At 41.7% G+C, this 12433-nt stretch carries 10 protein-coding genes; 4 read left to right on the top strand and 6 right to left on the bottom strand.

What is annotated here, in order from left to right; all coding sequences use genetic code 11:
- Positions 1-357: 357 nt before the first annotated feature.
- From WJM97_RS09950 to WJM97_RS09960, 3 genes are read left to right on the top strand one after another with little or no spacing between them, the layout of a single operon-like run.
- Entirely contained in the window at positions 358-1542 is a 1185-nt protein-coding gene (locus tag WJM97_RS09950) for an efflux RND transporter periplasmic adaptor subunit (RefSeq protein ID WP_353932876.1), read from the top strand.
- Between the two features lie 16 nt (positions 1543-1558).
- Positions 1559-4771 carry an efflux RND transporter permease subunit gene (locus WJM97_RS09955; protein WP_353932877.1) on the top strand — a complete coding sequence of 1071 codons (3213 nt, stop codon included), beginning with the start codon at positions 1559-1561 and terminating at the stop codon, positions 4769-4771.
- A 53-nt stretch (positions 4772-4824) separates the two neighbouring features.
- Entirely contained in the window at positions 4825-5235 is a 411-nt protein-coding gene (locus WJM97_RS09960) for a pentapeptide repeat-containing protein (RefSeq protein WP_353932878.1), read from the top strand.
- Here WJM97_RS09960 and WJM97_RS09965 read toward each other — a convergent pair.
- The 5 genes from WJM97_RS09965 to WJM97_RS09985 form a co-directional block, all read right to left on the bottom strand.
- On the bottom strand, positions 5153-5713 hold the full coding sequence (locus WJM97_RS09965; RefSeq protein ID WP_353932879.1) for a putative Ig domain-containing protein: 561 nt from the start codon (positions 5711-5713) through the stop codon (positions 5153-5155). The two genes, WJM97_RS09960 and WJM97_RS09965, sit on opposite strands and share 83 nt — an antisense overlap.
- Positions 5713-5937 carry a hypothetical protein gene (locus WJM97_RS09970; RefSeq protein WP_353932880.1) on the bottom strand — a complete coding sequence of 75 codons (225 nt, stop codon included), beginning with the start codon at positions 5935-5937 and terminating at the stop codon, positions 5713-5715. The genes WJM97_RS09965 and WJM97_RS09970 overlap by 1 nt, the downstream gene beginning before the upstream one ends.
- Before the next feature lie 155 nt (positions 5938-6092).
- On the bottom strand, positions 6093-8060 hold the full coding sequence (gene htpG / locus WJM97_RS09975; RefSeq protein ID WP_353932881.1) for a molecular chaperone HtpG: 1968 nt from the start codon (positions 8058-8060) through the stop codon (positions 6093-6095).
- Between the two features lie 144 nt (positions 8061-8204).
- Positions 8205-8474, bottom strand: a complete 270-nt coding sequence (locus WJM97_RS09980) for a DUF1049 domain-containing protein (protein ID WP_353932882.1) — start codon at positions 8472-8474, stop codon at positions 8205-8207.
- A gap of 101 nt (positions 8475-8575) precedes the next feature.
- Complete coding sequence (locus WJM97_RS09985) at positions 8576-10003, bottom strand: phosphoglucomutase/phosphomannomutase family protein (RefSeq protein ID WP_353932883.1); 1428 nt, start codon at positions 10001-10003, stop codon at positions 8576-8578.
- 116 nt (positions 10004-10119) lie between these two features.
- Between WJM97_RS09985 and WJM97_RS09990 the strand changes: the two genes are divergently transcribed.
- Positions 10120-10971: a PD-(D/E)XK nuclease family protein gene (locus WJM97_RS09990; protein WP_353932884.1), complete on the top strand. Its 852-nt coding sequence runs from the start codon at positions 10120-10122 to the stop codon at positions 10969-10971.
- Positions 10972-11003: 32 nt separating this feature from the next.
- Here the strand turns inward: WJM97_RS09990 and WJM97_RS09995 are convergent, their stop codons facing one another.
- Positions 11004-12368, bottom strand: a complete 1365-nt coding sequence (locus WJM97_RS09995) for a hypothetical protein (RefSeq protein WP_353932885.1) — start codon at positions 12366-12368, stop codon at positions 11004-11006.
- Between the last annotated feature and the right edge of the window lie 65 nt (positions 12369-12433).

The raw sequence follows: 12433 nt of genomic DNA on the forward strand, positions 1-12433 counted from the left end.
TGAGCATCATTAAAGAAAAACTTAGCTCCCCCCCTAGTAGTGTCTTTCTATAAGGGCTTTTTGAGGAATACAAGAGTCGTTGACAAATGCCTACCTCAATTTTTAATGATAAATAAAACATACGTTTGATTCATATTCATAATTTATTGCTCATTTGATAATTCACTGAGTAAAACCATGACTTTTGACTCGATGCCTTCCAACTCTGATCCGGTGGAAACACCAACAACCGCCTCGGACTTGCAACAGCCGCAAAGACAGCATACCCGTCTTTGGATAGGGCTAGGCATTTGCGGAATCATGCTAATTTTCGGTTTGCAGATGGTCAAACAACGTTTCTCAGGCGTGGTAGAAAATGTGCAAGCCACTCAAGCAACTAAAGTTGAGGTGTTGCCTGTGGAAACAGTTACTATCCAACCTGTGACGAGTTACAGAGTTGCCAGGGCTTACACCGGGAAAATTGCAGCTTACCGAGCAAGTAATTTAGGCTTTGAGCGTAGCGGTAAACTGATGGAGGTGCTGGTGAGAGAGGGCGATCACGTAGCAACAGGTCAGCCTTTGGCGCGACTAGATACTAGCAACTTGCAAACCCAACGCCGTCAGTTGAAAGCAGAAAAAGCACAGGCCGCAGCACAATTAGCAGAGCTAAGGGCAGGGCCGCGTGGTGAAGATATTGCTGCCGCCCAGGCTGCCGTCCGAGACCTAGAGCAGCAATTATCTCTACAACAAGTGCGATATTCACGCCGTCAGTCTCTTTATAAGGAAGGGGCGATCTCTGCGGAAGAGTTGGATGAGTTTGGCTATGGAAGGAACGCCTTGCAAGCTCGATTAGAGCAGACTCGTAGCAATCTCAGGAAATTGCAAAATGGGACTCGTGAAGAACAAATTACTGCCCAAGTGGCGGTAATGCAACAGCTAGACGCTCGTCTGGCTGATTTAGATGTGACGATAGCGAAGAGTACACTGCTTGCCCCATTTAATGGCATCATTTCGACAAAATCTGTGGATGAGGGAACTGTTGTAGAAGCAGGACAGTTAATTATGAAGCTGGTTGAAGCAGTCAGCCCTGAAGCCCGGATTGGGATTCCCAGGGAAACCACCGCAAAACTTCGGGTCGGTGCGACTGAACAAATCAAGATGGGGAAACAGACTTATCCTGCCAAGATTGTATCTATCTTGCCGGAAATAGATACCAATACGCGTACGCAAACGGTGGTTTTTCAGATCCAGCAGGTCACAGCATCTCAAGTACCTCCGGGGCAAACCACGCGGGTTGAGTTAACTCAGAGCGTGCCGACTAATGGATTTTGGCTACCGATCAAGGCACTGACTCAGGGAACTAGAGGACTATGGAATTGCTATGTAGTGACCCCATTGAATGGTAGGGATGGCAACAGTTACACCCTCCAAGAAAAAGCGGTAGAAATTTTGCATCAAACTGGTGATCGGGTTTTAGTGCGAGGCACTTTGCAACCGGGCGATCGCATCGTTGCCAATGGAACGCACCGGGTTGTACCTGGACAAAAGGTGCAGCCTTTATAAGCATTTATTAATAATCTTGTTCAATCCCTCCGCAGCAAAATACATCATGGTTGGCCCCTTTTACAAAAATATTCGTCTTCTCATTCTTACATTGCTGATGCTGTTCGCTTGGGGTTTCTCTGCGTTTCAAGCCCTGCCACGCCAAGAAGACCCAGAAATGGTAGCCCGTACAGCCGTCGTTCAGACTGCTTTTCCCGGAGCCAATGCCGAACGGGTGGAAGCCCTGGTCACGGCTGTGATTGAAGAAGAACTATCAGAAATTGAAGAGATTGATGTTTTACAGTCGAACTCGCGGGTGGGCTTTTCTACAGTTGCGATTGAACTGGCTGAAACCGTCAAAGATACTAAGTCTGTGTGGTCAAAAGTTCGTGATGAACTAGCTGATGCCTTAATCCGACTTCCTGTTGGGGCAACCCCCCCGGAACTAGATGAAGCCGAGACAAGAGCGTATACCGTCATTGCTTCCCTAACCTGGAATTTGCCAGATGAACCGAACTATGCCATTCTCAAGCGCTATGCCAAAGAGTTGGGCATCGTTCTAAGAGGGATAAACGGCACAGAAAAAGTTGAGTTTTACGGCAGTCCAGAGGAAGAGATTCTGGTGGATATGGCCGCATCAGAACTGGCGGCGGTAGGTTTGTCTCCTCAGCAGTTGGCAGGGCAAATTCGCCTCAGTGATGCTAAGGTAACGGCGGGTCAGTTTCGTAGTGCGAATCAAAATATTGCCATTGAGGTGGAAAATGAACTGGAAACGTTAGAGCAAATTCGGCAAATTCCCATTCAATCAGATCAAGGTCAATTTACACGCTTAAGTGACATTGCCTCTGTTAGTCGGGGGGTACGCGACCCTCTCAATCATCAGGCGTTGGTTGGGGGTAAATCGGCGGTTGTGCTAGGCGTGATGATGCAGTCCGGGTTGCGGGTTGATCAGTGGGGGGCAGAGGTTCGTAAGCAACTCGATAGCTTTCGCGATCGCCTCCCGGTGGGTGTGAGCCTAGACCTGCTGTTTTATCAAAGTGGCTATGTCGAAAAGCGCATTGGTACGCTGATTGATAACCTGTTGTTTGGCGCTGCCCTGGTGATGAGCGTCACCTTTATGGGCATGGGCTGGCGATCCGCTCTCGTGGTGGGAATTGCGCTGCCATTGAGCGTATTTGCGGTTTTGGGATGGATGAGCGTTTTGAATGTGCCAATCCATCAAATGTCTGTAACGGGCTTAATCATTGCCCTGGGTCTGTTAATTGATAATGCAATTGTGGTCGTCGATGAAATTCAGGTGGAGTTGGAAAAAGGTAAGCCTCCCCTGGAAGCTGTTAGCCATACCGTGAAGTATTTGCAAGTTCCGCTTCTGGCTTCGACCGTGACAACAGTAATCACCTTTTTGCCTATTTATCTCCTGCCCGGATCGGCTGGAGAATTTGTTGGCTCGATCGCACTCAGTGTCATCTTATCCCTGATTTCATCCCTAGTGATCTCCCTGACAGTGATTGCAGCTTTGGCTGGACGCTTGCTGGGAAGTAGGGGGCATGACTACGACGACCAACAAAACAGTAATAAGGGTCGGTTCGGTAGCAGGTTTTTCCAGTTCTTGATCAAACCTGGAGCGTGGTGGAATAATGGCTTGAATTCACCGCGTTTAAGTCGTCTGTATCGTTGGTCAATTCAACGCACAACGGCTCGACCGCTATTGATGGCAACATTAACGCTGATTGTGCCGTTGCTGGGCTTTCTTGTAGCAGGGAGCCTACCGGAGCAGTTTTTTCCACTCCTTGATCGTGATCAGTTTCAGATTGAGGTGGAATTTGCTCCACAAACGGCGATCGCCCAGACCCAAAAACAGGTTCTACGAGCAAGGGAGGTCATCTTAACCCATAACAATGTCAAAGATGTACATTGGTTTGTGGGCGAAAGCGCTCCCATGTTTTACTACAACCTGATCAGCAACCGTGAAAATCAATCTCATTATGCTCAGGCGATGGTGCAGCTTAAATCCAAGGATGGGGTTGAAGCTTTGGTACGTGAGTTACAAGGTGATCTGAGTACCGTCTTCCCTGATGCACGGGTGATTGTGCAGAAACTTCAGCAAGGGCCACCGTTTGCCGCACCAGTAGAAATGCGGATTTACGGCCCAAGCTTGACAGAATTACGCCGTCTGGGAACCCAGGTGCGGCAGATTTTGACCACCATCCCAGATGTGATTGCGGTGCGGGATGACTTGACCGAAGGCTTACCGAAGTTAGGGCTGAAGGTCGATGAAGAGCAGGTGCAGCAGGCAGGGTTGAATAACACAGCGATCGCCGAACAATTGGCAGCCTACTCTGAAGGTATTATCGGTGGCAGCATTGTCGAGTCCACGGAAAATTTACCGGTGCGAGTACGGTTGACAAATCTCGATCGCGCCAGCTTGGAGTCTCTGTCCTCGCTTGATTTACGCCCAGAGCAATCACCAGATCCAGACTTTCACCCTATCTCAGCCCTGGGACAATTCAAGTTATTACCTGAATCTGCCAACGTAGCGCGTCGGCATGAGCAAAGAGTAAATACCGTGCAAGCATTTATCACCTCTGGGGTGCTGCCAAGCAAGGTTCTCGCAGCATTGCAACAACGACTCGCCCAGGCAAACTTTCAATTGCCACCAGGCTATTTTTATGAGTTTGGCGGCGAACAGGCAGAACGCAACAGTACCGTTGGCAGCTTGCTGTTCTTTGTGCCGTTGTTAGTCCTGACAATGATTACCACGCTGGTACTATCACTGGGTTCGTTTGGGCAAACAGCCATTGTCGCAGTCGTGGCGATAGGCTCAATTGGCATGGCTTTGTTTTCCCTCAAGGTGTTTGGCTCGGTGCTGGGTTTTATGGCAATTGTCGGTTCGATGGGTCTGGTCGGGATTGCTATTAATGGCTCGATTATGGTACTTTCTGCGCTTGATGAAGATCCTCAAGCTAAGTTGGGCAACCGCCGATCTGTGGAAAATGTGGTTGTCAAAGCAACTCGTCACGTTTTAACCACGACTATTACGACAATGGTGGGTTTTATTCCCCTGTTAAGTGATGGCGATCCGTTCTGGCAACCTCTGGCGATCGCAATTGCAGGCGGTATCGGCGGTTCTCCATTTCTAGCGCTTTACTTCACCCCCGCTGCTTATTTACTGTTGAAACGACGCAAATCAATTCCCAAAGGCAACCTCATTGAGTTCAAAGAGCCAGGGCGAACGCATCTTATTTCCTAACAAAAACTAAGAGAGATTTCAAAATGACATAGATAATGGTAAAAATTCATAAAATGATAAATAAAATTAATGAAGTATTCTCAAAAGGAACAAATTTAGAACGAGCAGATTTGCAAAAAGCTGATTTAATGAGAGCAAATCTCGATGGTACAAACTTGAGACGAGCAGATTTAACCGGCGCAAATATCTACGGTGCAACCTTTCACAAAGCTGACCTCACAGGTGCGATAATGCCAGATGGAGAAGTTTACACAACAGATGTTGATTTGGACTTCATGAAACCAGATGCACCATTACCAAAAGAAATAAGAGATATTTCCATGACTCGTCAAGTTATCCGTACCGATAAAGCACCTGCACCAGTTGGACCATATAACCAAGCTATTTTAGCTTCTGGACAAATGTTATTTGTATCTGGACAAATAGCAATTGATTACCATTTGCTAATGTTGCTGAATAACTGAGAACATCTCCTGCATCTACATCAGAGAAAGTATTTTCTGGGATGATGAAATTGAAAGTTGTGTCTTCGGTTGCAGTTTGATTGGGAATTTCATTTTCTACAGTTGGTGCATTATTATCATTATTCACATCCTCAACAGTAATTGTGAAAACATCATTGACTGTTGCACCCTGACTATCCGTAGCTATTACTTGAACATTGAAATTACCAACATTTTCATTAGCAGGAGTACCGCTAAAGGTACGAGTTGCAGCATCAAAACTCAACCAACTTGGTAATGGATTACCATTTGCTAAGGTTGCTGAATAACTGAGAACATCTCCTGCATCTACATCTGCGAAAGTATTTTCTGGGATGATGAAATTGAAAGTTGTGTCTTCGGTTGCGGTTTGGTTGGGAATTTCATTTTCTACAGTTGGTGCATTATTATCATTATTCACATCCTCAACAGTAATTGTGAAAACATCAAATTTGGGCATTAGATAGCTATCTCTGCTTCAGCTACAAAAGCTTCTAAAATAGGTGATTCCTCTTCTAAAACTTCCTGTCCAAATTCTTCTATATGACATCGAATAGCAGATTTTACATCAGCTAAAGCTGCTTCATAAGTATCACCTTCTCCCACAATAACACCTTTAATGCCCAAGGGGTAAGCAATATAACCATCAGAGTGTTTTTCGACAATAATTTTTATTTGTTTCATATTCTTAAATTTTCATAGTATTTAAAATCTACTAAATTTAGTTTAACTAAAATCCAAGGAATTAGAAAAAATATAAATAGCACTTGTTGGATAAACCCAAAACGTAGATATAACAAAGTAAAGGTTTAGCACTGCTAAACCCCTACAAATTCTATCTACTTACTCGCTTGTTCTGTCAACTTAGTCAACACATCATTAGAACGTTCCACAAAGGATTTCATTCCATCAGCATCAAAGCCTTTTTGAGACATCAACGCTAAATCATAAACGTGCTGACAAATCATTTTTGTTAACTGTTCCGAGGATGATTCACCTTCACCTTGAATAATGCTACCTTGATTGATAGTTAAAAGGTTTTCAATCAAAGGATGGGCAGTATTTACTAACAAAACATGATCTTCAGGAAAATCAGCATTTTGTTGCTGCATCATCGCGTTCATATCCCGTAGACGACGGAGAATTTCTGGTAACAATACCATTGCTGGTGGCGTTGCTTTGCTATCCTCAGATTTTAATGATTCTGTACGGATATTAACTTTGGGTTTGTTGAGTGATTTTTCAAATAATTCTTTGATAATTTCACTCTTGGTTTTATTGGTAGTTGGGTCAACAATTTCACTGGATTTATCATCTAACAATGTGTTATCCAGATCAGAATCTACTCGTGTAAATTTAACATCCTGATATTCTCTTTCCAGGAAGTTAATAAAGTGAGTATCAATGAAAGAGTCCATAAATAGGACTTCTAAACCTTGGTTTTTATGTAATGCAATGTATGTTGCTTGGCTGGCTTCATCGGTACAATAAAAAACTTTATTTTCGTGGCGTTCTTTGTTGCGTTCTAAATATTCTTTGATGGTGGTGTAAGGTAAACTATTACCACTATTTGAGTTTACATCTTGCCAGACATCACTATCGGAAGATTGAACTTCTACGGCTGGTGTTTCTGTTTTTTCTGCTGCTAATTCGGCGGTACTCCGGAAGATGAGAATATCTTCAACTTGTTTTTTAAATTTCTCGTCGTTGAGAACACCAAATTTAACGAATGTTCCTAAATCTTTCCAGGCATTAATATATTGTTCTTTATCGTTGCGGTAGAGTTCTTTGAGTCTATCACCGACTTTTTTAGCGATGTAATCACCGATTCTTTTAACAGTGCGATCGCCTTGTAAATAACTACGGGAAACGTTCAAAGGAATATCAGTACTGTCAATTACACCCCGCATTGGCATTAAAAATTGGGGAATAATTTCTTCACAGTTATCACTCACAAAAACCTGATTGCAGAATAACTTAATTTGTCCTTTGGTGACATCTACATCAGGTCGCATTTTCGGGAAATACAAAATCCCATTCACAATAAAGGGATAATCTGTATTTAGATGCACCCATAACAAAGGTTCTTCTTGGAAAGGATAGAGATAGCGGTAAAATTCTAAATAATCTTCTTGAGTTAAATTACTAGCAGATTCACGCCAAGGTGCTTTTTGTCTGTTTAAAACTTCCCCATCTAATTTGATGGGAACTGGCATAAAATCACAGAAGGTTTTAACTAAATTCTTAATTCGTGCTGGTTCTAAAAACTCTTCCTCCTCTGCCATTAAAGTTAGAGTAATGGTAGTACCGCGAGTGGTGCGAGAAGATTCATCTAAGGTGAATGCTGGTGAACCATCACAAATCCAGTGAACTGCGGTTGCACCTTCTTGATAGGAAAGAGTATCAATTTCTACTTGTTTTGCCACCATGAAGGAGGAGTAGAAACCTAAACCAAAGTGGCCGATAATTGGCTGGTCTGCTTTTCCTTCATATTTGTGAATAAATTCTTCTGCACTGGAAAAAGCAACTTGGTTAATATATTTTTTGACTTCCTCTGCTGTCATCCCAATGCCATTATCGGAGATGGAGAGGGTTTTTTTATCTTTATCAATGGCAATGGTAATTTCTGGTTCACCCGTGTCTCCACTGTACTCACCAGCACGAGATACCATTGTCAGTTTTTGGATCGCGTCTACAGCGTTTGATACCAGTTCCCGTAAGAAAATTTGATGATCTGAATAAAGAGATTTTTTGATAATTGGGAAAATATTCTCAGTATGTATACTGATAGTGCCTTGTTCTAACATGGTAATCTATCTGTTTTACTTGCTTGCGGATAATTCTGACAATCAATTTTCTGTGATCTAGATGGTTTTAGGGGTAAGGAATACCTCTTAATTATGATTCGGATTACACTACCTGATTTCTCTACGACTCTGGGTAAGAAACGCCTAAAAGTCCTCATCATCAATAAAAAACTCCGCTTCCTCATCAAGCACAGACTGGGACTCACCCAAACTTAAAATCAGCCGCAAAACCGCCACACCAACTAAACCCACCGCTACCCAAAAAGCTAACATCAAACCAAAAGGAACTTGTATAGATTGAAAAAATAGAAATCGTAAAGATATAGGTGTAGCATTCTGTACAGAAATTAAAGCGATCGCCAATACCCAAACAGCTATAATTACCGCTATTAATAAATTCACAAAATTTTTCATAATTTTATATATAAAAATTTAGGATTCAGGATTCAGGAGTCAGGAGTCAGGATTCATCAACTATTTACGTCACCTGTCACCTGTCACCTGTCACCTATCACCTATCCTAACTTAGCAATTTCAGCTTCCATTGTGGCTGCAATTTGATTAACTTTCTCTGGTGAATTAGTTTCCATGTACACCCTTACCAAGGGTTCTGTACCAGAAGGACGCAGCAACACCCAGCTACCTTCTTCTAAATACAGTTTAATCCCATCCTTTCTGCCTACTTCTTTGACCTTAATTCCTGCTACTTCGGCCGGAGGATTTTTGCTATAGGAATCAATGACAGCGTTTTTGTGGGCATCAGTCAGGTGTAAATCTAAGCGATGGTTATACAAAGGCCCGTCAGCTTCTACGATCGCCTCCTGTACCAACTGACTCAAAGGCTTACCTTCATAGGCGATCGCCTCAGCCACCAGCATATCCGCCAAAACCCCATCTTTTTCAGGAATATGGCCAATGATACTCAAGCCCCCAGACTCCTCACCACCAATCAAAACAGCGGTTTCCCGCATTTTCTCACCAATGTATTTAAACCCAACCGCAGTTTCATAAATTTGCAAGCCATATTTAGCCGCAAAATTATCTAATAAATGGGTAGTCGCCACAGTTCTGACTATCGCGCCAGTTTTACCCTTGTTTTTGATTAAATGTCTTGCTAAAACTAACAGTACCGTATTGGGAGTGAGAACATTACCCTGTTCATCCACAATCCCAAAGCGATCGCTATCTCCATCAGTAGCTAAACCCAAATCAGCCTTATCAGCTTTCACAGCTGCCACTAAATCAACCAACTGTTCACCCTTGGGTTCTGGCATCCCACCACCAAACAGCACATCCCGCCAAGTGTGGAAACTTTCTAATTGAGTTCCGCAGTGTTGCAGCACCTCATCTAAATAGCCACGAGATGTAGAATAGAGAGCATCGTACTTAACTTTTAAATTCGCACTCTTAATTTTTTCCACATCCAGCAAGGTGTAGATAAAATGCAAATAATCAGGTTTCGGATCAAAAGTAGAAATCGTACCCGATGGGTTACTTCCCGGTAACTCATCCGATGCCGTTTCTATATTGGCCACAATAGTATCAGTAATTTCAGGAGTGGCAGGCCCAGCATAGTCTGGTATATATTTAATCCCACAATAAGGTGCAGGATTATGACTAGCAGTAAACATCAAAGCCCCTGCGGAATTCAGGTGACGTGCATTGTAGGCAATTACAGGAGTCGGGCAATCCCGATCTGTAATTTTCACATTCCACCCTAAATCAGCTAAAACAGCCGCAGATGTCCGCGCAAATTCATCAGCTAAAAACCTTGTATCGTAGGCGATTAAAACTGGTCTGTCCTTACTATAGGCAGTTTCCAGATAACTGGCGATCGCCCTAGTTACTTTCCGCACATTGGGAAAAGTAAAATCATCGGCAATAAGGCCTCGCCAGCCATCAGTACCAAACTTTATTTTACTGGAATTGTTAGGGTTACTCATTTTGCTACTCTCTCCCGTACATAATCATTACTGTGAGGAAGCATCCCGCAAAGCCCGTGGAATATCCACTGTGTTGCAAGTATCCCCAAGGTAATTTCTCTCACTCTAACTGAGCAATGTCAATCCCTGCTAGACCCTTTGTAAGTTACCACCTTTGGTCCCTAGTTGCCCCCAAAAAAGGGCAAGAACAATGGCACTGTCAAATGAGAAGGGGTTTTATTAAAGCCAAACAACGTGAACCAGAGGTGAAAGCTTTATTAGCAAAAGCCACTCCACCCCAACGGATTGGCATTCTTGCCCAAAAAGGTGTATATGAATTTCATCGTCATCTCCATTGGTTAACTCAGTCTGATGGGGTGGAAAAAGTAGCGCAACTCCTAAAACTCAGCAACTTTACTTTTCAAGTTAAGCAACGAGTTCTGAAAATTTTACAAAAATATCAAAAATCCCCTTTACTTTTAAATAAATGTATTCTGCAACTAACTCCAGGGGATGAAGGTTTTCCCAAACCAATTGTCATTGACAAGGGTAACTATCGTTTCCGGTTATATGCAGCGATGGACTGTGTGTTTATTGACTCGGATAATACTTTACATATATTAGATTTTAAAACTGGTAAGTCAGCTTTTGATAAACGACAAGCTTTAGTTTATTTATTAGCTGCACGTTATCTTTATCCCGGCAAAAATGCTGTAGCATCGTTTTATAATTTAGAAGTTGGCCAAAAATCTGAGTTAATTACTATTAATAGTCACGAATTAACATCCTTGGAATTTGAGTTGGCTAATGTAGCAAATAAACACCAACTTGATTTACAAAAATATGCAGATCAAGATAGTAATTTTAGTCAAATATTTCCACCCAACCCAGGCAATCACTGCCGATTTTGTCCCTTCAATTCAATCTGTGAATTTTCGGCTTTGAAGCCTACAAAATCTTACTCAGCACCAATAATTCGTAATTCTTAGGCACTGGGAAAAATGCTGCTTGTTGATTGTTGCTAACAGAATTTTCTAAAAAATGACAAATCAATATCACCAAAGTGAATACTCATGGCAATATTTAATTGTTCTAAAGTTGCTACTAACCAATCTATCGCGTCAGTAGTTGCATTTTCATAATGATTGAATAAAATTGCTAATCTTTTCTCTAGATATGGTTTAACTTTATGACAAATTAAAACCAGTTTTAGCAATAAACCAATAGTTGGTAATGAACCTTGATTACTAATTAAGTCTAAGAAAGTTGAGTGTTGTGGTGATGCTTGACTGTTGACAACCAAGAAGTTTAATAGCTGACTACAAGTTCTGACTACTAAAAATTCACTAGTATTGAGATCATCAGCATCTGGTAATGTATTCTGTAAATAAGAATATAACCGTTGGTTAAATTGGCGTTTGCCATATTTGCTATCAACAGAAGGTATGAGATATTCATATAAATCATCTTTAAAATCATGAAATTTAGTAGTTGCGCTACTATTATATTTCAAGAATTGTTGCGCTCTTTCTTGGTATGTATGATTACCTTCAGTATTACCAATGAATTGTTTGAGGGTACTGTACAGATCACCATCTGTAAGTAGGGTAGGATTATTAACTGGGCGTAAAATCCGATTAGCTTCTGATGGGGAAACTTTTTTTAAAATCTGTACTCTACGCACTTTATAGGTGACATATTGAGACAGATCAATTTCAAATTTTTTCTGTACCTGTGCCTGGAAATTCCTCACAGTTTCTTGTTGTTCAAAAGTGGAATCTTCACTAATTAAACAATGTTCATATAGATAGGGATAACGACTAATTAAATTTACTAAAGGTTGCTTTTCTTTGCGATTATTCAGTTGAGGTTTTTGGCTTACCAGCTGCATAAACCGCCGCAATACCACATACTGTTCACTGTTAATGAAAATCTTTAACAGTTCACGCAAACGCCTGATTTCTCGAAAACGAAAACTCCCTACTCCTAAAGTGTTTGAAGGTAAATCAAATAGATTAATTAAATTAACAATATTATGATGCAAATAGGGCTGAATATACCAGCGATTGATGAGAATATGACAACAACGATTGAGAAAAAATTTAAAATCTTCAGTCGCAGTTTTAGATGCTGTAATTTTGTCTAAGATAGGAATAATTTCTGGTTCAGGATAATTCGACCGTTCAATAAATAATGAACGAAAACGTTCAATCATTTGGTCTGGGGATTCCATTTGTACCAAATGAAGTAGATGTTGATAAATTAACTGTTCTTCTAGATAACAGTCATGGTAGTTGTGTAGGTATTCTCGTCTGACACCATTCACTTTTGCTAAGGGTGTTTGTTCCACAGTTTTTTCGGATTCAGTACTTGTCCAATTTTTCACCTGTTGTTACCGTTTACAAACTGGTTCATAAGTCATTTTTCATACATAAATATGAGTATGTCAAC

Source organism: Okeanomitos corallinicola TIOX110, assembly GCF_038050375.1.
In the GTDB taxonomy this organism is placed as follows: Bacteria; Cyanobacteriota; Cyanobacteriia; order Cyanobacteriales; family Nostocaceae; genus Okeanomitos; species Okeanomitos corallinicola.